Raw genomic sequence first — 21,657 nt, 5'->3', positions numbered from 1 at the left:
AGGAACCCGAACCCTCCGAGTCCTCGATACGCAACCGGTGTCGGCGGTCTTCGAAAGCTGACCCGGTGCTCGACTCCGAAGATGGACCCCCGCTGCGTCAGTTGATGTTGGTCATTCCCCGGTGTTGGCCGCGGGAACCCGTCCGAGGTCGCGGCCGCGCATGCGGTAGCTGTCGCCCTTCAACGAGATGACCTCTGCGTGGTGGACGAGGCGGTCGATCATCGCGGCGGCAACCGTGTCGTCGCCGAATACCTCGCCCCAGCGTCCGAAGGGCTTGTTGCTGGTCACGATTACGGAGGCGCGTTCGTAGCGGCCGGAGATGAACTGGAAGAACAGGTTCGCGGCCTCGGGTTCGAAGGGGATGTATCCGACCTCGTCGACCACGATCAGGGGGATCCGCCCGAGCCGGGTGAGTTCGTCGCTCAGGCGGCCGGCTTGATGGGCGTCGGCGAGGCGGGCGACCCACTGGGCGGCGGTGGCGAAGGCGACCCGGTGGCCAGCCTGGCAGGCCCGGATCCCGAGCCCGGTGGCGAGGTGGGTCTTGCCGGTGCCGGGCGGCCCCAGAAAGATCACGTTCTCCTTCCCGACGACGAAGTCCAGCGTCCCGAGATGGGCGATGACCTCGCGTTTCACGGACCGCTGGTGATCGAAGTCGAAGTCCTCCAGCGACTTGCGGGAGGGGAAACGGGCCGCCCGGATGCGTCCCTCGGCGCCGTGACTGTCGCGGGCGGCGACCTCCCGCTGCAGGCAGGCGGCCAGATACTCCTCATGACTCCAGCCCTCATCCCGGGCCCGATCGGCCAGCCGCACGGCTGCGTCCCGCAATGCTGGGGCCTTCAACGCCTTGGTGAGATAGGCCAGTTCGGAGGAGACGTCGCGGGCTTTCGAGGTCTGCTTGCTGGTGGCCATCAGGCGACTCCCTCGCCCGTGCTCAGGCCGCCGTCGATGACGCCGAAGATCCGGTCGTAGGTGTCGAGCGGTCGCTGTTCGACGTCGAGCTGGTCGGCTGCGACCGGCTGCTGCCGGGCCCGTTCGCGGCCGGCCTTCGCGGCGGCCGCGTGGGAGGGGTCGGTGAGGGACTGGTGGCGGGCCCAGCAGCGGGCATGCCGGGCGACTTCGGTGCCCTCGCAGAAGGCCAGGACCTGGTCCAGGTCGGCCTTCACCTCGATGCGGCGGCCGATCGCCAGGGGATGGATGGAGTAGTCGTTGGTGTCGATGCGGACGTAGTGGTCGCGTGGCAGTCGGAGCGAGGTTCGCCACCAGCCCGGTGGATCGACCGGCGGCAGCGACAGCATCCTGGCCTTGTCCGTCTCGACCCGGTCGGCCGGGCGGGCCTGCAGGGTGCGGTGGATGCGCCGGTTGGCCTTGGTCAGCCAGTCGGCGAGCTGGATGTTGAAGTCGGTCGGCGAGGCGAAGATGCGGCCGGGCAGGAAGCTGGTTTCCAGATAGCCGTTGGCCCGCTCGACCAGGCCCTTGGCCTCCGGGTCGCCCGGCCTGCACTGGATGATGTGGATGCCCAGCAGTCCGGCGAACGCTGCGAAGTCTTCGGTGAGTTGGGGCCGTCCGCCCCGCCAGGAACCCACGGCGGCTTCGTTGTCCCAGACGAGCGCCTTGGGCACCGCCCCGAGCCCGGTCAACAGCCGCCAGTGCCCGGCAATCAGGTCGGCCGCGGTCTTCGTCGGCAGCATCCTGGCCGTGATCCAGCGCGAGTAGCCGGCCACCATCACCAGCACCGGCGGGCTGCCGGTCTGCCCGAACCCGAGCGGGATCTCTGCCGGCGGGAACCACAAGTCGCACTGGGCCAGCTCGCCCGGCTCATAGCCGGTCCGCGAGACCGGGTCCGCCGCCTGATAGACCGGCCGCAGTTCCCGCACCCGCCGCCGGACCACCGCATAGGAGCGACTCCAGCCGATCCGTTCGGCAATCACCGTCGCGGGCATCTCCGGGAACCGCTGCAGCAGCTCGCGGATCTGCGGCTCGACCGCATCGACGATCGAGCCCTTCGGCTCCCGCTGATACTTCGGCGCTGCCTCGCTCTTCAGGGCCCGCCGCACCGTGTTCCGCGAGATTCCCAGATGCCTCGCGATCGCCCGGATCGGCATCTGCTCGGCCCGGTGCAACCGGCGGATCTCCGCCCAGTCCTCCACGTCGATCACCCTTCCTCCCGGCCTGACTCAACGAGTCAGACCACTGGAGGGGGTCAACATTCAAAGTCGGAGAGTGGTCCCCTTTTCGAAGTCCACCGACAACCGGGATGCCCCCGCGGTCTCCAGCCGCATCACCTCGGCGGGAACTCGCTCCTTGCGAGTGGCAAACGGGACGCTACGCCCTCCGCTCACGCCCAGATCAAGGTGGAGCCGATTCTTGACGACCTTCAGCTCGGGTACCTGCTGGAACCAGATCCGTGGGCCGGTGCCATCCGGATCGATGACGGAGTCACTGCAGTCACCTTCGCCCAGCTCTTCCTCCGGCAGGCCTTGGTCCAACCAGTACGCGCGCCAGGTAGCGAACGGTGCAGACGGCGGCTCGACTTTGTACCCCAGTGCAGCGGCCCAGAACGCCGCGAGCCGCTCGGGCTCAGCACAGTCAATGGTCAGTTGGAGTTTGGGATCAGTGATCACCAACTGACTGTCCTGCCATATGAGTGCTGGGTCTCCGCCTCGTGGCCAAGGACTGGCGGGTGCCGCTGGACACCAGAACGGGCTCGCTCGTTGAAGGGCTGAATCGACGTCAAGAAGCTCGGCCGGATCCCCGACGGCGGCGGTCACAGGGTCGCGGTTGCCCAGGTCCGCGACGAAGCGGTGGACGTGCTCACCGCGTAGCACGGACGGATCGTGCCCGCCGCCCGGCGCCTCCGCCTCCAAGAACGCGGCGGACGCGTGCGACCGAGCCTGCCGACTCCGCCCCGCCACCCCGGCATCTGACCAAACGCCAGCCACTGCACCGACCGAATGTCCGCCCCCGAAGGACTTCTACGGACTCGACCACTAAGTGACAGGTGCTGCTCGACTCGGCGCGAACGTCTCGTCAACCCCAACGCCGAACAGGGCAACCACGTCATCCATCGGTTCGCCGCCTGGGCAGTAGGCCGTTCGTTTCGGACTGGCGGAACTCCACCACGGCCCCACCGTGCTCGTGGGCCCACTCGGTCAGCACGGCGATCGGCCTCACCAACGTCCGGCCCAGGTCCGTCAGTACGTACTCGACCTTCCCGGCCTCGGCATGACGGCCCACGAGGCCATAGCCCTGCAATCGCCGCAGCGTCTGAGTCAGCACCTTCCGGGAGATGCCGCCGATCAGGTTGACCAACTCACCGTGCCGGCACGGTTCCCGGCTCAACGCGAACAACACGACCACCGCCCACTTGTCGGCGATGATCTCGACCGCCAGCCGAGCCGGGCAGTCGGCGAGGAAGACGCTGCCGGAGTACTCACCCACGCCCCGATGCTAGCCCGCTGTCAGGAACCTGGAGGTACCTACCGCCTCACTAGCGTCCACGGCGGAAGCCACCGAAACAGGGGAACCGAATGAGTACAGAGATCGACTGGCCGGGCGGACGGAAGATCGCCGCGCTGGTCACCGTCGCGTTGGAGCTGTGGTCACCAGGACACCGGCCCGCCTACGCGCCGATGGCCGCGGCGTGGCCGCTGCCCGGCGCCGACGACACGCACAGCACCTCCTGGGTGGACTACGGCCTCACCACTGGTATCTGGCGGCTGCTCGACGTCCTCGGTGACCTGCCCGCCACCGTCGGCATCAACGGCCTCGTCGCCGAGCGGCACCCCGACACAGTGGTGGCCGTACATGATGCGGGGCACGAGATCGCGGGACACTCCTGGACCCAGGACGTCGTACCCGCCCTGCTCGACGTGGACACCGAGCGGGACAACATCCGCCGCTGCACCGACGTCCTCGAGCGGGTCACCGGCGTTCGCCCGACCGGATGGATGAGCCCACGCGCCACCGGTTCGAAGCACACCTCCGATCTGCTCGCCGAGGCCGGTTACCGCTGGACCGGCGACCACAGCGACCACGACATCCCCCAGATCCTGTCCACCGCCCACGGTCCTCTGGTCTCCCTCATGCACAGCGACCACTCCGACGTCCGCAGCGCCGCGGCAGGCCCGTACGCCTATCGGGACCTGCACCTTGCCCTGCTGGACCAGTTGTTCGCCGCCCCCGGCCCAGCCGTCTTCCACTTCACCGTCCACGCCCACGTCGCAGGCCGACCGCTCCTCGCGGGCATGGTCGGCCAGGTGCTCGACCACATCCGTGAGTCCGGCGACGTCTGGGTCGCCACCCACGCCCAGGTGGCCGAACACGTCCTGACACACCAGGGAGGAACGCCATGACCCACGTCCTGGTCGTCGGCGGCACCGGAGCCATGGGCCGCCACGTGGTCCAGCACCTGTTGGCCACCACCGACGCCATCATCACCGTCCCCACCCGCCACCCGCAGTCCGCCCACGCCACCGAACTCGTCGCCACCGCACCCGACCGCGTGGGACTGGTCCGCTCCGACCCGGCGGCCCTCGAGGTCCTGATCGGGCGGGCCGAACGCGTCTACGCCAACACCGACTTCTTCGCGACGGGCAGCGCCGTGGGTGAGTACCGGCAAGGGCTCGACTTGCTGGCCGGCGTGGAGCGTTTCATCTGGTCCTCGTTGGACAGCGCGGCGTCCCTGACCGGCCACCCCGTCCCGCACTTCGACAGCAAAGCCGCCGTCGCCGCCCACATCGACCTGATGCGGTCGGAGGAAATGCTCCGCAAGGAGACCGACGGCTGGTACACGGACCACGTCTCGGTACTGACCACGGCGCCGTACTTCGAGAACCTGCGGGACCGACTCACCCCGCGACCGGAGGGCCGGGGCGGCCTGACCTTCAGGCTCCCGCTCGGCGCCGCCCGCTACCCGCTCGTCGCCCTCGACGACATCGCCTGGTTCGCCTGCCACATGTTCGACAACTGGCAGTCCTGGGGCACCCGCGACCTCGCGGTGATCGGCGACAGCCTCACCGGAGACGAGATCGCCGCCACCTTCGCCCAGGTCACGGGCACCCCCAGCACCTACGTCCCGATGCCGCATGACGACCTGCGTGCCGCCGTCCCCGACTTCGGCCACGACTATGCAGCGATGTTCCAGTTCTTCGCCGACCGTGACCTCTACGCCCGAGACCGGGACATCCCCCTTCTACGCCGCCTGCACCCCGACTTGATGACCTTCGAAGACTGGCTGCACCACACCGGATGGACGGGATGACCACCCACCACGGATCCATGAGCGGCGCTGAGCTTGAGCGAGTCCTCAGCGGGCCAGCGGCGCACCATGGAGTTCGACACGAACGCGGCGATGCCCCGCTCGGAGTGGCCTGCCAGGTCCGCACCGACCAGTTGGCGAGCGGTACCCCGCTTCCGGCCGGAGCGCGGGGCCGGCCGCGCACCGTGCGCGAGTTTGACGTTCCGCATCGAGCACAGGCCGCACCAGGGGCTCGCGAACGCCCGCCCCCTCCACCCACTTCCCCCCGATAGAGGACCCGGACAGGATCACCCGCCCGAGCATGCGACGACGAGCGCGACTCGGCGGCACCCTTCACGCGTACCAACTTGCGGCCTGAGCAGCATGGATGAGGTATTCGGCAGCCATTGTGACCGCCCTTCGACAGATCACGATCGTGGCGTAGGTCGAAGCCTGAGCAGCGAGCAGCAGTGCTCGTGGTCGCTTCTACGACCGTGATCGTGCCGAAATCTCCGGGGCGGGCATACCGTAGTCGGCGACACGTTCACCGTCGTCCTGGCAATCGACGGCCCAATGGACATTGCCGTTGTGAACGGCGGTGATTTCGTGCGGGCCGGGAACACCGAACGCCGTCGTGATGGTCCCCGGTGGTGGTGGCCGTCGGTGACTCACCGCCGGCGGGAGATGGCGATACCGGTAAGGCAGAGCACGCCGCCGAGGAGCCCGTACGCCGTCGGGATCTCGGCGAGCAGCAGCCACGACAACAGCACCGACACAGCCGGAACGGCGTACGTCACCGCGGAGAGCCGACCGGCGTTCATGCGGCGCAGTGCGTAAGCCCAAGCGGTGAAGCCGATCGCTGTGGGGAACACGCCCAGGTAGATGGCGCCGAGCACCGCTCCGGTCGACGCTACCTGCACCTGGGCGACCAACTGCGGCGTCCAGGGCAGCAGGACCACGGTGGCGATGACACAGCCGAGCCAAATCGCGGTGAGCCCGTCGACGTGACGCAATGTGACCTTCTGGATCATGACGCCCGCGGCGTAGAGCACGGCGGCCAGCAGGCACAGCAGAACGCCTGCCCAGTCACGCTGTGCGGTGGCCCCGGTCGCGATGATCGCGGTTCCGCCCAGCGCGACGAGCGAGCCGACGATGAGAGATCGTGAGAAGCCTTCACCGAGAAACCTCCCGGCAGTGACAGCGACAAGCAGCGGCGCGAGGTTCACCAGCAGTGCCGCGGTCCCGGCGTCGACGTGCCGTTCCCCTGCGTTGAGGGCGACGGTGTAACCGGCGAGCCACAGTACGGCGTACGCCGCGATCAGCAGGAAGCCCTTGCGGGACAGGCGGACGCGGACCGCCCGTTTGGCCACCGCGATCACTGTGAGCGTGACGGCCGCGACGCCCAGCCGGAGCAGTGCCAGGGGCGCGGGGGACAGCGCGTTCCCAATGCCGCGGATGGCGACGAATGCCGAGGCCCACAGCACTACCGCGAGCCCGGCGGAGGCTGCGATCTTGCCAATGTCTGTTTTGCCGGCGCCGGTGGGCCGGGCGGTCTGAACTAGATCGGTCACCCAGGTATCGTCATGCCGCTTTCTGTACAGCACAAGCGACGAGTTCTATACGTACGTTAAGCATGGCTGTACATTCACAGCATGTTGGACATTCCACGGCTCCGCGTCCTGAGGGCGGTCGTCGCGACGGGTTCGATCCGCGCGAGCGCCTCCGCGCTCGGCTACACACCGTCCGCGGTGAGTCAGCAGCTCGCCACACTGCAACGGGAGACCGGGCTGCAGTTGTTCGAACGATCCGGTCGCGGCATCGAGCCCACTGAGGCCGGCCGGACCCTCGCTGCCGAGGCCGACACGTTGTTCGAGGCGTTCAGCCACGTCGAGCGGGTGGTCGGCGATCTGCGCGCCGGCCGGGTCGGCAGCCTTTCCATCGGCTACTTCGGTTCGGCCGGCGTGGCGTGGCTGGCGCCGACCGTTGCCGCGCTGCGTGCAGAGTTCCCGGACCTCCGGCTGGACCTGCTGCTGACCGAGTTCACGCCGGGCGACCCGGACGTTGACATCTTCGTGGAGGAGGCGGGTGTCGAGCGCTCCGGGTCCGTCGATGTGCACAGGCTCACCGAGGACCCCTACCTCGCCGTCGTCCGCGTCGACGACCCCCTCGCCGAGATGGCGAAGGTGTCGTTGGCGGATCTCGCCGAGAGGCATTGGGTGGACAACGACCTCCGTGAAGGGGCGTGCCGCCAGGTGCTCCTCAACGCCTGCGCGCAAGCCGGGTTCTCCCCGAGTTTTGTGGTGGAAACACACGACTACCGGACTGCGATGTCCTTCGTGGCAACGGGAATCGGGCTGACGGTGGTGCCGGCGCTCGGTATCGGTGAGCTGCCGGAGGGCCTGACGACGGTCGCACTGGTGTCCCCCACCCCAGTCCGGAAGCTCAGTCTCGCGGTGAAGAAGTCGATTGCCCGGCACCCCGCCGCCCAGCGTGCTGTCGAGCTGCTGGAAGGCCTGGTGTTCGCGGGCAAATCCCGAGCGGGCTGACGGGCCTTGAGGCTGCCCTTGCCGATAACCGCATCGTCCTGGTGGAGGCGCCACGGCACCGTTCGGGGGGCACGGCGTGCCGACCTCGTCGGTCGGGCCGGTGCTCTGGCGGGGGAGGGTTCATCAGACCACGGTGCTGAGGCGACAACTCGGAATGGACCGGGACCGGTTCACTCCGAGTGATCGAGAGTTCCTGGCGGCATTGCTGCACCGGCTCCCGGGCGATGCACTACGTCGACTGCGGCTGCGGCTGCGGCTGCTGGGTGCGCGCCGATACGGTGCTGCGATGGCACCGCGACCTGGTCGCGCGTCGGCAGGCGGTCGTTCCCGGCCGAAGCGATTGGGCCGACCCAGCACTGTGCCCTCCATCCGCGTCGTGGTGGTGCGCCTGGCTCGGGCGAATCCCACGTGGGGCTACAGAGGGTGCATGGCGAACTGCTGGTGCTGGGGATCGAGATGGCCGCTTCCACGGTATGGGAGACCTTGGGGGAGGGCCGGGATCGGACCCTCGCCCGAAGGCAGCTCCGGATCCTGGGCGCTACTGCGCACCCGTCAGCAGCCTGGGCGGTCCAGGCCGCGAAGAGTCTCGTCATGGACATCGAGGAGGAGGGCTGCCGGGCAGGATTCCTGATCCGGGACAGGGCGGCAAGTTCCCTGCCCTCTTCGACGCCCTGCTCAACGATGCCGGCATCGAGGTCGTGCTCAGCGGTATCCCCATGCCGCGCAGGAACGCGTTCATGGAACGCTGGGTGCAGACCTGCCGCCCTCAGCGCCTGAACCGCCTGCTGGTCTGGAACCACCGCCACCTGCTCCACGCCCTGCGCGAGTTCGAGTAACGGCGACGATGCGGCGCAAGCTCGGCTCCGCACTGGTTCCGCCAGGTCGATGTTCCGCCCGTCAGGCTGCAAAGAGCCAGCAAAGACGTGACCCGCAGTTCGCGTGGCGCCACGGAAACCCAACACCTCGAAGACGGCCACGGATCGGAACCTGCCTGCGATTTGCAAGGTCAACACCGCTTCATTGCTTCGGATTTCGTTGATCCTCAGGGGTTGTGGCCATGTTTTCGTCATGCCACGCTCCACCACGTCGCGACACCGGAATCCATCGCCTGACCAGACGCAACCGCGAAGGGCCATCGTGTATTTCGAGACGCTCAAAGCCAAGATCCACCGCGCCACCGTCACCCAGTCCCACCTCAACTACGTCGGATCCATCACGATCGACCTCGATCTGATGGAGGCGGCGGGCCTGCGCCGCCACGAGAAGGTCGACCTGGTCAACGTCACCAACGGCGCCCGTCTGTCGACCTATGTGATCGAAGGGCCCAGGGGCTCCGGCGTCATCGGCGTCAACGGCCCGTCGGCGCGTCAGGCCCAGGTGGGCGACCTGGTCCTGATCGTGTCGTATGCCGCTGTCACGCCGCAGGAAGCCGACGAGTTCGAGCCGAGGGTCGTCTTTGTCGACGGCAAGAACAAGATCACCGGATTCGGCGGGGACGCGGCCGAAGTGCCGCCCGGGAGCGGCCTCGTCCGCGGAGACCGGGTAGCCGGCGCCTGACCGGACGGGCCCCGGGGCCGCACCCCGCGCCGGGGCCCGTGCCGTACTCCCTCTCCCCTCACGGAGATCTCCCCGCCTCCCCGCTCCTCTTCGGCTGCAACTCGACCTGAACGGTAATGAATTGACCACCGCGCTCTCCGCATCCACGGTCCTCACGAACGCCCTCACGCACTACCACGAGGAACTGCAGCACGCACTGTCCGCTCTCGAACGCGACCGCGCCGGCAGCGGAGAAGCGTTCTCGCCCGCGTTTCGTCTGCCCGAGCCCAGCCTCGCCCTTGAGGAGTTCTTCTCGGTGTCGGACATCGGCATCGCCGAACTGGGCACCTATCGCGGTCACTTCCTGCGCCTGCTCGACCTGATGCGGAACCCCGGCACGCGTACCACCAAGACGTTCGCCTCGCTGACCATCGTCGCCCGGGCGGTGCGGCACATCACCGAGACCGGCGAGCGCATCCTGATCGTCACCCCCTCGTCCGCGAACAAAGCCACGGCTCTGCGCGACGCAGTGCATCGAGCCATCGTCGCCGGTCTGGTGACGGCGGGTCAGCTGCAGATCACCAGCGTTGTTCCCGATGTGTCCGCCGCCAAGCTGTGGTCGTCACCGTTGAGCGAGGACGCCCTGCTCCGGCGCCGCAACCCGCTGGTGGTGCACGGTTCCGCGGAGCCGGCCTCGGTCAAGGAACTGGCCGCCGCGTTCACCGCCGAGCACGCCGAACGCCTGTGGCGGCAATACGGGGTCCGTGTCTGGTACACCCTGGGGCTGGACAACTACCGGGCCGCGGACATGATCCGCGCATTTGCCGAACGGGACCTGTTGCCCGAGACGGACAGCGGCACCGGCACCCGGACCCATGTGCACTCCGTCTCCAGCGCCTTCGGGCTACTCGGTCACGACCTCGGGCACCGCGGGGTCACGGAGAGCGGTGGACGAACACTGCCACGGGCCCGCTACTTCCTCGTCCAGCACCTCGGCACCCCCGACATGGTGCTCAGCCTCCGCCATGGCAGCCACGACCGCGGAAATCTGCCCGCCTACCGCTTCGTACCGTCCGAGGGACTGTACCGGCAGGAGGACGACCCGCACTTCCCGGCGACGACCTTCGATCCCGAGGAACAGCTCGATCCCACCTTCTACACCCGCCGCCCGGTCACCTCCGCGCAGATGGATCCCCTCATCACGACGCAGGGCGGAGGCGGCCTCGTCGTGTCGCTGCACGAGTGCCTGAGCCGGTACGCCGAAGTGCGCGGCCTCCTGGCTGCCGCCGACGTCTCGCTGCCCGCCGATCCTCGGCGCCTGCGCGAGTGGTCGCTCGTCATGGCCGTCACCGGAACCCTCAACGCCGCCGATCGAGGGCTGCTCCCGGACAGCGAGGACGTACTGATCCACGGCTCCGGCAGTTACGGCGACCAGGACTACCGCCCGGTGCCGGACCATCACCGTCTCACCGCCGCCGACGCGAGCGCCCTCGCCGGCCACGTGGAGGACGCGGTACGCGCAGCGACCAGCCACTGACATCGCCCCGCCTGTCGGAACCAGGAACCCGTACGAACAGGAGCAGTCATGCCCAGGCACCCGGACAGTCTGCTGTCCCTCACCGACTTCAACGGCGCACCGCTGGCCGACGACATGGTGTGGAAGAGCTTCCACGGCCTGATGGAGCGTCACGGCTACGTCTTCATGAGCAGCGTGCCCGAAACCTTCGACCCGGTGGCCTTCTGCAAACGGCTCGGCGATTTCGTGCCCCAGTACACCGGGGTCCTGGTCGGCGACGTCCGGCCGGAGCCGGGAATGGAGGAGTTCTACCACGCGGGCAACACCAAACCCCTCTATCCGCACTCCGAAGGATATGACTTCGAGGGGCTGCCCCCGCGCTACCTCGCCCTGTGGTGCGAAACCCCCAACACCGGCGCGGGGGGCGAAACCACGATCGCCGACGCCCGCGCCTGGGCCGAGACGCTGGCCGAGGCCGACCGTGCGTACCTGCGCGAGCGCATCTGGCGCTGGGAAACCACCGACGCGATGCGGCACCTGGGCCTCGACCTGCACCCCGAGCATCCGGTCATCGAGGACCACCCCGACGGCACCATCGTCCGCTACTCCTTCAACAACCTGGTGCGCGGTGAGGACGACCGGATCGGACCACTGCTCGAAGATGCCAAGAACCACTTCGAGCGCGAGCACGTGGGCATCCAGTACGAGCGGCGGGACATGCTCGTCTTCGACAACTGGCGCATGCTGCACGCCCGCAACGCGTTCACCGACGCCGGCCGCCACCTCCGCCGCATCCAGATCGCTCATCGGGTCACGCAGTGACCGCTACCGCACCTGCGGGCATCGTCGTGCTGGGCGGCGGCTCACTGGCCCGCAGCATCTGCTATTCGCTGGCTGTCGCTGCCCAACCGCAGCCCGGCACGGTGACCGTGCTCGCCCGCTCCGTCCGGGCGGCGGACGAGATCGCCTGCATCGCGAGCGCACGTGCCGCGACCTCCGCTTCCACCACCCGGTTCACGGCCGAGGCCCTCGACGTCTCGGACCGAGGCGCCGTCGCGGGGGTACTGCTGCGGATACGGCCACGTGTCGTCATCAACTGCGCCTCGATGCAATCGCCGTGGGAGAGTACACGCGCTCCCTCGGCCTGGACCGCGCTGCTCACCGCCGGCGGGTTCGGTATCGGTCTGCCGTTGCACGCGGTACTCGCCCGGGAAGCGGCCCACGCGATCCAGGACAGCGGCAGCACGGCACTGTTCGTCAACGCCTGCTATCCGGACGCGGTCAACCCCCTGCTGCATGCCGAGGGTCTGCCCGTGTTCTGCGGCGTGGGTAACTCCGCCACGCTGTCCGCCTCGCTCCACGCCGCCGTGCGACCACAGAACGGTGAGCGACTCCGGGTCCTGGCCCACCACGCCCACCTGTACGCTCCCGCCCACCCGTCGGACGAGGCCCGGGTATGGCTCGACGACCGGCCGTTGGAGGGCGTGGGGGAACTGCTCGCCGGTCACCGTGCGTGCTCCCGCGAGGAGCTGAACGCGGTGACCGGCCATACCGCGGCCGTGCTCGCCGCGCGCCTGGCCGCCGGTGCCGAGGTACGCGCCGACCTTCCCGGGCCTCTGGGGCTGCCGGGCGGCTACCCCGTCCACATCCACGGCGACCTGATCGCACTCGACCTGCCCGACGGCCTCACCACCGAGGACGCGGTGGCCTGGCAGATGCGGATGGCCGAGCGTGACGGCGTCGTGGTCACGCCCTCCGGCGACGTCCGCTTCGGCGAGCGGGCCCGTCACGTCCTGTCCGCACAAGGTGCCGACATACCGCGGGTGTACGAAGCGCAGGACATGGAGGCACTGGCGCGGCAACTGCTCGGCCTTCGCGAGAAGTTGCGGGCAGTGCCGACCGCTTGAGACAGCCGGGCTGCGCGCCGGACGGGGCGCGCGGCCCGGCGCCACACCCATCGCCCGGATCGAAAAGCCCGTGCGCCATGCGACGTACCGACGCTCAAGGAGGCCACCCATCAGTCAGCTTCACACCCGCCGTGAGCACGCTGTCGCAGCGATCAGCCGAGGACTGGGCGCCGTGCCCGCCCCCGGGCTGGTCATGGGCGGCGTGGTCGGCCTGCAGTGCGGGGCCGCCCTCACCACCCGGCTCTACCCGACCGTGGGGCCGGCGGGAGTGGTGACCTTGCGCCTGTGCATCGCCGCAGTCGTCCTCACCGCCCTGTGGCGGCCGGGACTGCGATGGGACCGGGCCACCCTCGGCACCGCGGCCGCCGCCGGCACCCTGCTCGCCGTCCATCACCTCAGCTACTACGAAGCGGTCGACCGCATCCCGCTGGGTGCCGCCACGACCATGGAGTTCCTCGGCCCCTTCGCCATCGCGCTGTTCGGCTCGCGCCGTGCCACCGACCTGCTGTGGGCCTGCCTGGCCGCCGCCGGTGTCGTGCTGCTCAGCCACTCCGGCATCCCGCTCAACACCTCGGGACTCGCCTTCGCCTCTCTCGCCGGGTGCTGCTGGGGCGGCTACATCCTCGTCGGCAAACGTCTGGCCGAACGCGTCCCCGACGGGCGCGGACTGGCCCTCGCCGTCATGTGGGGATCCCTGCTGAGCCTGCCCTGCGGCATCGCACAGGCCGGCACCCGGCTCCTGGCCCCTGGCAGCCTCGCCCTGGCCACCGCCGTCGCTGTACTCTCCAGCGTCTTCCCGTACACCTTCCACCTCGAAGCCCTCCGCCGCCTGCCACCCCGCACCTTCGGCATCCTTACGAGCCTCGAACCCGCAGTCGGAGCACTTGTCGGCCTGCTCCTGCTCGGCCAGCACCTCGCCACCCCGCAATGGGCCGGGGTGCTCGCCGTAGCCCTCGCTTCCATCGGCGCCACCCGCACCCCGGGCCGCCCCCGCAAGCCAACCACGCCCGGCTCGCCGAACGACACGTCACACGAGCCGACGGCCGGAGCACCTGCCGACTAGCTGGTGCGAATTCCGTCAGCTACCCGGTTGAGCAGAGGCTGGGAAGGCCGACGCCGTGAGCCGGGCTGGTTCCCAGCTCTCCTGGGAACCAGCCCGGCTCACCCCGGCCGCTGGCTGCGCGTCGGCCTGCTGTGTTGCCGGCCGGTGGGTGCGCGGCCGGTTGCTCGCCTGCTCGGCGATTTTCGCCTACTGCCGTGAGGGGCGAGCCGATGGCGAGATGCCCTGGGGCGGGGCCGCACCCCGCGAAGGTGCTCCACGTCCGTGATCTGCACGAGTACCTGGTCAGAACTCCTGATCGCTGAGCGCTTCAGTTGGCGCGTGAGCGGTGATGTCGGTTGCGGCCCGGGCCGCAGACCGACAAGAGCCGGGGGCGGGTCGGTGGCTATGCCGAGACAGCGCCCGGGCGGGCACGGGCATACGCGGCCCGCAGCCGCCGGCACTCGTCCCCGCCCCGAGCCTGGCGTCAGCGAAGCGTGGCGGTCATCGCCGATCTCGGACAGTACCCGGGCGCTGGACGCCGAGGCCCGGGAGGCTCAAGGTCACTTCAGCGTCCGGGTGCTGAGGGAAAGCCTCTTCAACCGCCCTGGCAAGGTCGTCGGCAGCGCGGCAGGTCGCCCCCAACTGACCCAGCAGAGCGTGCATTTGTCTGTCCAAGGAGTCCTCGGCCAGCGGCGGCTGGTGGTCATAGTCGCCGAGGAGTCATGCCAACAATGTCAGAGGACGGCCGGATGCAGGAACACCGGACCAGCGCACTGATGCGCCGGCGCGGTCCGGTGGGTGGGCTCGCCGAGCGTACTCAGCGGCACAGGGTGTGCAGGGCGGTGAGGCAGTCCGTGGCCCGGCGCTGCGGGTCGGTGTCGGTGCTGGCCCAGGCGATCCGGGCGTCCGGTCGGATCAGGACGGCGGTGACATCGCGCCAGATCTGATGCGAGGCTGCGGTGTTGACGGTGACGGCCCGCTGTTCCAGGGCGTCCGCGGAACACGGCGTCCGTGTCCCGTCGAGGTCCAGAAGCAGTGGCCGGCCGCGGTGCATCAGCGGGTGGGCGGTGGGTGCCTCGGCGGTGGCCAGGGCGAGGCCGGCCAGGCGCGTGCCGTCCAGCGGGTGCGCGCCGGGTGCGGTGTCGGCGGAGAGTGGGTCGTCGAAGCCGGCAATCCTCCTGGCCCACTGGCGGTTGGTCTGCGGTTCGGCCAGCGCGGTGGACCAGACCTCGCGCAGCGCGATCTGTTCCGGGCTCGCCGCGGCGAACAGGGCGAGCTGTGCACGGGTGTTGTCGATGACGGAGCGCGCGGCCGGCCGGCGCTCCGTGTCGTAGCTGTCGAGCAGTCCCTCGGGCGCCCGGCCCTGGAGAGTGGCGGCCAGCTTCCAGCCCAGGTTGGTGGCGTCCTGGATTCCGAGGTTCATGCCCTGCCCGCCGGCCGGGAAGAACATGTGCGCCGCGTCCCCGGCCACCAGCACCCGTCCGGCCCGGTACCGCGCGGCCTGGCGGGTGGCGTTGCCGTAGCGCGACAGCCAGTGGGGGTTGCGCAGGCCCAGGTCCCGTCCCAGGAGCGTACGGGTCTGCTCGCGTACCTCCTCCAGAGTCAGCGGTTCGCCGGCGCCGCGGTGCATGGTGGCGATGGACAGGCCCGCCAGCCGGTGGACACCGTCGCCGATCGGGGCCGCCAGGAACGAGCCGGCCGGCCCGGTGGCGGCGAGCGGGGAGGTGGGCGGATCGTCGAGTTCGACGTCGGCGAGCCACCCGGTCAGGGTGGTGTCCTGACCGGGGAAGTCGATGCCGGCCGCCTGGCGCACCGCGCTGCGGGTGCCGTCGCAGCCCACCACCCAGCGGGCCCGCACGGTCCGGTGGGTGCCGCCGGCCCGGACCACTGCTTCGACGGCGTCCGGCCCCTGGGTGAGCGAGACGACCTCCTCCCCGCGCAGCACCCGGGCTCCCACGGCCAGCGCGTGCTCCTCCAGGAGTTGTTCGGTGACGGACTGACCGAGCGCCAGCATGAACGGGTGCACCGCTCCGACCGTGGAGAAGTCCAGCCGGGTGGTCGCCGCCCCGAAGTGGCCGGTCGGCACCGAGGTGCCCCGTTCGATGAACCGCTCCGCGAGTCCGCGGGTGGCGAAGGTGTCCAGCGTGCCGGCCTGCATACCGACCGCGCGCGACCGTCCGTCCGGTGCCGCCCGGCGTTCCACGACGGTCACCTCCACCCCATGCAGGCGCAGCTCTGCGGCCAGCCAGAGCCCCACCGGGCCGGCCCCGGCGATGAGTACGTCGAGCACAACGATCACTTCCTCTCGCTCTTGTCCGTTGGACAAGAGCGAGCATGCCCTAGAATTGTCCATTGGACAACACGGGTTGGACAACAGGGCGCGGAAGCCGACCGGAGAGGCGCATCGGATGGGTACGACACGGGGCGAGATCGTCGCCGCCACACTGGCAGTCCTCGACGAGCACGGGCTGGACGGCGTGACCATGCGCGCCGTCGCGGCCCGGCTCGGCGTGCAGCACAACACCGTCCGCTGGCACGCCTCCAGCAAGGGCCGCCTGCTCGAACTGGCCTCCGACGAACTCCTCGCGCACTGTCTCGACGAGCCGCTGCCCGAGGCGTTCCCCGACCGGCTCAAGGAACTGAGCCGCCGCTGCCGCACGGCACTGCTCTCCCACCGCGACGCTGCCAGGATGGTCGCGGGCGTCTTCGCGGCCGAGCCCCGCACGCTGCGCTACGCCGACACCGTGATCGCCACCCTGCTGGCGGCCGGCCACTCGCGGCGCACGGCCGCGTGGACCCACTGGACGATCTTCTACCTGACCCTGGGTCTCACCCAGGAACAGCAGGCCGCCCAGGAAACCGCACCGGCTCTCCTTCCGGACCAGGTCGCGGCCGACAGCTACCCGGCCCTGGCCGAGGTCCTCCCGTACGTCGGCCCCGACAGCTTCGACGAGCGATTCGAATTCGCCCTGGACCTGTTCATCGCCGGTCTTCCCCGGGTCGAGGAGCCCCTCGGCCCGGGGCGCCAGCGGTGATCTGGTTGGACTTCAGGCCGGTCGACACGGCGATCGCACTCGACGAGTCGCCGCAGGCCGAGCAGGGTGCCCGCACTCTACGGGGATGACTTGCTGTCAGTCCCGCGCGCCGCTGACCTGCTGCTCCGCTGCCCGGTCGTACGCTGCGAAAGGGACCCACTGCTGACGGCCTGTCGGAGATCGACGGTCGTCGCACCATGCCTGACCTGCGGGGACGTGCGCTCGCCTGGGCCTGCTCGGCGAGGCCGCGCAGGGCGGTGATGGCCTCCTCGTGACCGCCCTCCGTGAGCCGGACCCGGTTGCGCAGCGTGTTCGACAGCCACGGCGGCGTCTACGAGGTCGACAGCCTCACCCGGCGCTCCGCTTCACTCTCGAGGACGTCAACGTGGACGACACGGTACAGGGCACCGTCGAGGTCCGACCGAGCCTCGCGCACAAGGTGGTCCGGGCCGGACTCATAGGTAATGAATCCGGCCCGGCCGCTTTGGACGGTACGGGCGCGGCTACTCGTCGTCGCCGTCGTCCGTAGCGTCGTCGCTGTTCAGGTTGCGCAGGTGCCCCAGGCCCGGCCCCGGCGCCGGGTGACGCCGCCGCTGTTCGGGGGCGGCCTCGGCGGTTCGGCCGGCGAGGGTCAGTTGACGGTGTAGCTGTAGGGGATCGCCGCCAGCACCGAACCGGTTGTCCCGATCTGGTTGTTGGCGGTGGCCACGCCACCCGGAGCGGTCACCAGGTACAGCACGCCGTGCACGGTGCTGCCCTTCGCGCCGCGCGGGGTGATGGTCACCTCGAGCGAGCCGGTGGCGCCCGGCCTGACGGTGACCGGGCTGAGCCTCGGGGCCGAGGCGTTCACCGCGAGCGTGAACGGGTCGTTGGTGCTGGAGGTCAGCGCCGGGTCGAATGCCTGGGTATGGGCGCTGGTGGTGATGGTCGACGTACCGGCCGGAGCGCCGGCGGCCGGGAACGGGCCGATCTGCTGGACGTAGCTGCTCCAGAAGCCCGGGACCACCGGCTGCGTGGCACTGCCCTGCGCCTTGACGACTGAGACGGTGGAGCCGTCCTGCGCCTGCCTCAGGTCGCCGAAGGAGTCCGGCGAACCGGCGGTGGCGCTCAACTCCAGTTGCGCGGGCGTCGAGGAGGCCGCGACCGAGGTCAGACTGTCGGTGCCCGGGGGCACCAGGAAGCCGGGTGTGGTCGACGTCGGGTGCAGCGGCAGCGCGACGGTGGCCGAGGCGCCCTGCGGAACCAGTGGGACGTCCACCTTCTCGGTGAGCCGACCGTCGGCCTGCACCAACTGGGTGGCCGCGGTGTTGTTGGTGTACGTCACGCGCACCGTGGTGGGCTTGTCCGCCGCCAGCTTGGCGCTGGTGCTGTTGGGCAGGCCGGTGGCGGTCGCGCGGTCCTGGTCCAGGCCGACGGTGCCGCGGAACGGCTCGTTCAGCTCGGCGCCGCTGACCGGGTTGAGGACGATCAGCACGAACCGCCAGCGCCCGGCCGCCGGGTTGACACCGGTGGCCGACACGCCGGGCGCGGTACCTGTCAGCGCACCGGAGGGGCCGAGCAGCGCATTGCTCTCGATGTCGACGGCAGTGCCGTTGGGGCTGATCAGCGCCCCCTGCACCAGCACGTTCGGGTCGCTGAGGGTGACCCCGGCGCGGATGTCGCGGTGACCGGACGGGACGTCGAAGGCGTAGCTGAACGACTGCGCGGGCGAGGCGTCACGGGCGTTGCCGCCGGTGATGGTGCCAGTGAAGGCACCGCCCCAGCGGGAGAGCGGGACCACGCTGCGCAGGATCACCGGAACGCTGGTGGTGTGACCGCTGGACCCGGCCACGGTGATCGACTCGGCGCTGTCACCGCTGGTCTTCGGGGTGGTGAGGTGGACGTGCAGGGTGGTGCTGCGGCCCGGCGCCAGCCTGGTCACCGGCGGGCTGACCGAACCGGCCTGCACCGCGCGCTGGGTGGCGGTGTCCAGCAGCACCGGACCGGTGAAGCCGTTGTTGCCGGCCGGGGTGTAGAGGATGCCGGTCCACTGACCCGCGACCGGGTGCGGTACGTCCACGATGCCGAAGTTGGCGGACACCGGGCCCCCTTGCGGGCGGGTGTTGGTCTCCAGCCGCCCGGACGGATCGAGCAGGGTGAGCCGGACCACCGGGGTCACGGTGGCCGAGCCGGACTTCTGTGGTCTGCCCTGCCATGCGATCGAGGCGGCCAGCCGGTCGGCGCCCGGCGGCACCGTGAACTTCACCTCGTGGTGCACCCAGGTCGCGCCGTTGGTGGCGTACGCGAACTGCGGGTCGGTGGCGGAGTTCAGCCGCACGGTCTGCCGGGAGTTCGCCAGTGGCGCGAAGATACGGGTGGCGCCGGTCACCGTCTGGGTGGTGTGCCCGGTGTTGACCACGGTGACGTTGGCGGTGTGGCTGGACCCAGGGTTGCCGGAGATGTCCTGCTGGCCGGTGGTGACAGCGAGGGTGTCGCTCTGCTTGGCGCCCGAAGGGCTGTGGTAGCCGCGGGCGGCCTCCACCGCGCCGCGCACGTTCAGCAGACCGGCACCCTGCTCCTGGGCGGGCAGGCCGAGGTCCTGGGCGCTGCCGGTCAGGAACTGCTTCACCAGCACGGGAGTTGGCGACTGGCCGTGGTGGCCGTCCCGGTAGGCCTGGATCACCAGGGCGGCCGCACCGGCGGTCAGCGGGGCGGACTGGCTGGTGCCGCCGAACGGCTGGACCGGGCTGCCGGTTCCGTTGTAGTTGGTGCACTCGGTGTACTCGCTGATCTTCGGCGAGCACAGCGCCCAGTCCGCCTCACCCGGGGCGACCAGGTCGACGGTGCGTCCGGCCTGGGTGAAGCCGCCGGAGGACAGCGCCGAGATGCGGTTGTCGGCCCAGGTGCCGTTGGAGAACTGGGACGCCGCGTAGCCGGTTTGCAGATAGCTCTGGTTGTCCGTCGAGGCGCCCGTGGAGATCACGTGCGGGTCGGTGGACGGGGTGCCGATGGTGCTGTTGATGCCGGCGTCACCGCTGGAGACGGTCACCGTGACACCGGCGGCCGCCGCCTCGTCGTTGAACAGCGTGATCGTGTCGTGGGCACCGCTGTCCGGGGTGATGTTGCTGCCGAACGACTCGTTGAGCACGTCGACATGGGCGACCGAGACGGCGTAGTCGATGGACTGGAGGATCGCCGAGTTGGGGAACGTGGTGCCCCCGGCCTTTAGCGCCACCAGGGACGCGTCGGGCGCGAAGCCCTCGATCCGGATGTTGCATCCGGCGGGCAGCGGGTGGGTGGGGTTGACGAACTTCGACAGGTCGTAACTCTGCCGGCCCTGCGCAATCATCGCCGAGGCGTCCCCGAACGCCTCCGCGGCGCCGCTCGGCGCGTCCCAGCCGTCGCCCGAGAAGTCCTGATGGTCCACGACCGCGTGCGTGCCGTCGGGGCGTATGAAGTCAGGGTCGTCGGGGTCGAGGCCGTCCGCGATGTAGGCGACCTTCACGCCCTTGCCGGTGGCGATCTGATGGGCGCCCGGCGAACCCGGGGTCCCCTCGACGTGCGTCGAGTAGAGAGCCTCGGGCTCCAGCAGTGGCTTGGACGGGTCGCTGGGGCAGATGGCGTACGGGTTCTTCCCATTGCCGTCGCCGCGGGCGCCGGGCGTGACGGACTTAGGTCCCTTGGCGCCGCCCTGGGCGCCGGGTTCGGTGGCGCCCGGCGGGGTCACGGTCACCGTCTCGTCCGGGACGACCGAGGCGACCGCGGGGTCGGCGGTCAGGGCCGCGCGCAGTGCCGGACTGACCGTCGCGGCGAAGGCGTTGCCGACCACGAAGCTCTTGATGTGCGTGCCGCCGTCCGCCCTGACCTTCGCCAGCAGCGGGGCCTGGGCGGCGGTGGCCGCCTTGGCCCGGGCCTGCAAGTGCCCGGAGTCAGCGGGGGTGGCGGGTATCTGGTCCTTGAGAACAACGATCACAGGTGTCGGCGCTCTGTTGTCCGAGAGCGCCTGTGCGTTCGGTGCAGAAGTCAACGGTGTGCCGTTCGCGGTGGTCCCGAAGGTCAGGACCATGCACGCGGCGGCCAGGGTGACGCCTGCCAGCTGCGGGTTGCGCCAGCTGAACATCGACATCCTTTCGTCTGATGAGACGTCAGGGGGCACGCCAGGCACACGCGTTCCGGTGTCGGACGCGTGCATGCCGCTGGAACACCCGTCCCGACAAGCTCACGCATTCCAACGCATCGCCGCCTCCCCGACAAGGGGGAAATCGCGCAGTTGTGCCGCGACCAGTTCCACCACACGGCCCAGCGCTTCACCCGCCTCACCGAGCGCGACGTCCTGGATGTCATCCCGCTCTACCACCCCATCCGAGCCGATGCCGATCCCGACGACATCGCCTTCGCTGACCATCGCGCCGTTCACGGCAACTTCCGTAACCGGGCCCGCCCGACCGCCCACTCGTACAGGGTGTGAGGGTGTTCTGCGGCTGGTGCTGATGGGGCGGGGGTAAGGCCTACGAGACAGCCCGGGGGCGCGTGCTGCTCACGGAGGTCCGCCGCCTGATCACCGGCGCCATCACCCCGTACGCCGCCCCGGGCCCGGACGACAGACGCCTGCGCCGCATCGTCGCCCAGCTCAACTCCGGCGAGTCCACCTTCGACCTGGTCGCCCCGTGTCCGGATCCTTCACCAGGGGTTCGTCGTTCTGCTGAGGCGTTGCGTGGTGGAGAGGTCACCCGGGTCCGGAAAGGTGGACCGTCCGTGGTCGGTATCGACCCCACCACTGCGCGCGCCCACCACGAGGTCGCCGGGATGCACTTGGGTGAAGACCTCCTGACCGCTCGCGGCGAGTGCCGAGGCAGCATC

The 21,657-nt window shown here is 69.8% G+C and carries 17 protein-coding genes and 1 pseudogene; 9 read left to right on the top strand and 9 right to left on the bottom strand.

The genetic code is table 11. The annotated features are described in order from the left end of the window. Positions 1-111: 111 nt before the first annotated feature. The 4 genes from istB to GQF42_RS02830 all read right to left on the bottom strand — a co-directional run bounded on the left by istB (position 112) and on the right by GQF42_RS02830 (position 3,438). A complete protein-coding gene (istB, locus tag GQF42_RS02845; protein WP_158917305.1) occupies positions 112-909 on the bottom strand; it encodes an IS21-like element helper ATPase IstB in 798 nt (265 codons plus the stop codon). Then, positions 909-2,156, bottom strand: coding sequence for an IS21 family transposase (gene istA / locus GQF42_RS02840; RefSeq protein WP_199272547.1), 1,248 nt, complete (start codon positions 2,154-2,156; stop codon positions 909-911). Before istA ends, istB begins: the two co-directional genes overlap by 1 nt. A 51-nt stretch (positions 2,157-2,207) precedes the next feature. Further along, entirely contained in the window at positions 2,208-2,621 is a 414-nt protein-coding gene (locus GQF42_RS02835; RefSeq protein WP_158917304.1) for a VOC family protein, read from the bottom strand. A 436-nt stretch (positions 2,622-3,057) separates the two neighbouring features. Next, the gene (locus GQF42_RS02830; protein WP_158917302.1) at positions 3,058-3,438 is read right to left on the bottom strand and encodes a winged helix-turn-helix transcriptional regulator; all 381 of its coding nucleotides are present in this window, start codon (positions 3,436-3,438) and stop codon (positions 3,058-3,060) included. An 89-nt stretch (positions 3,439-3,527) separates the two neighbouring features. On the opposite strand from GQF42_RS02830, the gene GQF42_RS02825 reads away from it, so the two are divergent. Beyond that, the gene (locus GQF42_RS02825; RefSeq protein ID WP_158917300.1) at positions 3,528-4,352 is read left to right on the top strand and encodes a polysaccharide deacetylase family protein; all 825 of its coding nucleotides are present in this window, start codon (positions 3,528-3,530) and stop codon (positions 4,350-4,352) included. Further along, positions 4,349-5,260, top strand: a complete 912-nt coding sequence (locus GQF42_RS02820; RefSeq protein ID WP_158917298.1) for an NmrA family NAD(P)-binding protein — start codon at positions 4,349-4,351, stop codon at positions 5,258-5,260. Before GQF42_RS02825 ends, GQF42_RS02820 begins: the two co-directional genes overlap by 4 nt. A 644-nt stretch (positions 5,261-5,904) precedes the next feature. Here GQF42_RS02820 and GQF42_RS02815 read toward each other — a convergent pair. Then, positions 5,905-6,807, bottom strand: coding sequence for a DMT family transporter (locus GQF42_RS02815; RefSeq protein WP_158917296.1), 903 nt, complete (start codon positions 6,805-6,807; stop codon positions 5,905-5,907). A gap of 81 nt (positions 6,808-6,888) precedes the next feature. Between GQF42_RS02815 and GQF42_RS02810 the strand changes: the two genes are divergently transcribed. From GQF42_RS02810 to GQF42_RS02780, 6 genes are all read left to right on the top strand, one after another. Further along, a complete protein-coding gene (locus tag GQF42_RS02810; protein WP_158917294.1) occupies positions 6,889-7,782 on the top strand; it encodes a LysR family transcriptional regulator in 894 nt (297 codons plus the stop codon). Between the two features lie 1,137 nt (positions 7,783-8,919). After that, positions 8,920-9,339, top strand: a complete 420-nt coding sequence (gene panD, locus GQF42_RS02800) for an aspartate 1-decarboxylase (protein ID WP_158917292.1) — start codon at positions 8,920-8,922, stop codon at positions 9,337-9,339. A gap of 121 nt (positions 9,340-9,460) precedes the next feature. Beyond that, positions 9,461-10,855, top strand: a complete 1,395-nt coding sequence (locus GQF42_RS02795) for a DUF6002 family protein (RefSeq protein WP_158917290.1) — start codon at positions 9,461-9,463, stop codon at positions 10,853-10,855. A 48-nt stretch (positions 10,856-10,903) separates the two neighbouring features. After that, complete coding sequence (locus GQF42_RS02790; protein WP_158917288.1) at positions 10,904-11,656, top strand: TauD/TfdA family dioxygenase; 753 nt, start codon at positions 10,904-10,906, stop codon at positions 11,654-11,656. After that, positions 11,653-12,741 carry a potassium transporter TrkA gene (locus GQF42_RS02785; protein WP_158917286.1) on the top strand — a complete coding sequence of 363 codons (1,089 nt, stop codon included), beginning with the start codon at positions 11,653-11,655 and terminating at the stop codon, positions 12,739-12,741. The genes GQF42_RS02790 and GQF42_RS02785 overlap by 4 nt, the downstream gene beginning before the upstream one ends. 172 nt (positions 12,742-12,913) lie before the next feature. Next, the gene (locus GQF42_RS02780; RefSeq protein WP_233273201.1) at positions 12,914-13,804 is read left to right on the top strand and encodes an EamA family transporter; all 891 of its coding nucleotides are present in this window, start codon (positions 12,914-12,916) and stop codon (positions 13,802-13,804) included. A 456-nt stretch (positions 13,805-14,260) separates the two neighbouring features. Here the strand turns inward: GQF42_RS02780 and GQF42_RS45535 are convergent. Further along, positions 14,261-14,494, bottom strand: a pseudogene (locus GQF42_RS45535) (IS110 family transposase); the annotation flags it as partial. A 106-nt stretch (positions 14,495-14,600) separates the two neighbouring features. Then, positions 14,601-16,073 carry an FAD-dependent monooxygenase gene (locus GQF42_RS02775; RefSeq protein ID WP_158917284.1) on the bottom strand — a complete coding sequence of 491 codons (1,473 nt, stop codon included), beginning with the start codon at positions 16,071-16,073 and terminating at the stop codon, positions 14,601-14,603. Between the two features lie 118 nt (positions 16,074-16,191). Here GQF42_RS02775 and GQF42_RS02770 point away from each other — a divergent pair, with 118 nt between their 5' ends. After that, a complete protein-coding gene (locus tag GQF42_RS02770; protein ID WP_158917282.1) occupies positions 16,192-16,818 on the top strand; it encodes a TetR/AcrR family transcriptional regulator C-terminal domain-containing protein in 627 nt (208 codons plus the stop codon). A gap of 631 nt (positions 16,819-17,449) precedes the next feature. Here GQF42_RS02770 and GQF42_RS02765 read toward each other — a convergent pair. After that, positions 17,450-20,917 carry a S8 family serine peptidase gene (locus GQF42_RS02765; protein ID WP_158917280.1) on the bottom strand — a complete coding sequence of 1,156 codons (3,468 nt, stop codon included), beginning with the start codon at positions 20,915-20,917 and terminating at the stop codon, positions 17,450-17,452. 99 nt (positions 20,918-21,016) lie between these two features. Then, entirely contained in the window at positions 21,017-21,214 is a 198-nt protein-coding gene (locus GQF42_RS02760; RefSeq protein ID WP_158917278.1) for a hypothetical protein, read from the bottom strand. Positions 21,215-21,657: the final 443 nt, after the last annotated feature.

The sequence above is a fragment of the Streptomyces broussonetiae genome (genome assembly GCF_009796285.1).
Lineage (GTDB): Bacteria > Actinomycetota > Actinomycetes > Streptomycetales > Streptomycetaceae > Streptomyces > Streptomyces broussonetiae.
The sequence above is the reverse complement of the archived record's forward strand: the minus strand, read 5'-3'. Positions and strand labels throughout refer to the sequence as shown.

Coding starts and splice junctions, on each gene's coding strand:
- GQF42_RS02820 (WP_158917298.1), top strand. CDS start 4,349: ATGACCCACGTCCTGGTCGTCGGCGGCACCGGAGCCATGGGCCGCCAC.
- GQF42_RS02790 (WP_158917288.1), top strand. CDS start 10,904: ATGCCCAGGCACCCGGACAGTCTGCTGTCCCTCACCGACTTCAACGGC.
- GQF42_RS02765 (WP_158917280.1), bottom strand. CDS start 20,917: ATGTTCAGCTGGCGCAACCCGCAGCTGGCAGGCGTCACCCTGGCCGCC.
- istB (WP_158917305.1), bottom strand. CDS start 909: ATGGCCACCAGCAAGCAGACCTCGAAAGCCCGCGACGTCTCCTCCGAA.
- GQF42_RS02825 (WP_158917300.1), top strand. CDS start 3,528: ATGAGTACAGAGATCGACTGGCCGGGCGGACGGAAGATCGCCGCGCTG.
- GQF42_RS02810 (WP_158917294.1), top strand. CDS start 6,889: ATGTTGGACATTCCACGGCTCCGCGTCCTGAGGGCGGTCGTCGCGACG.
- GQF42_RS02770 (WP_158917282.1), top strand. CDS start 16,192: ATGGGTACGACACGGGGCGAGATCGTCGCCGCCACACTGGCAGTCCTC.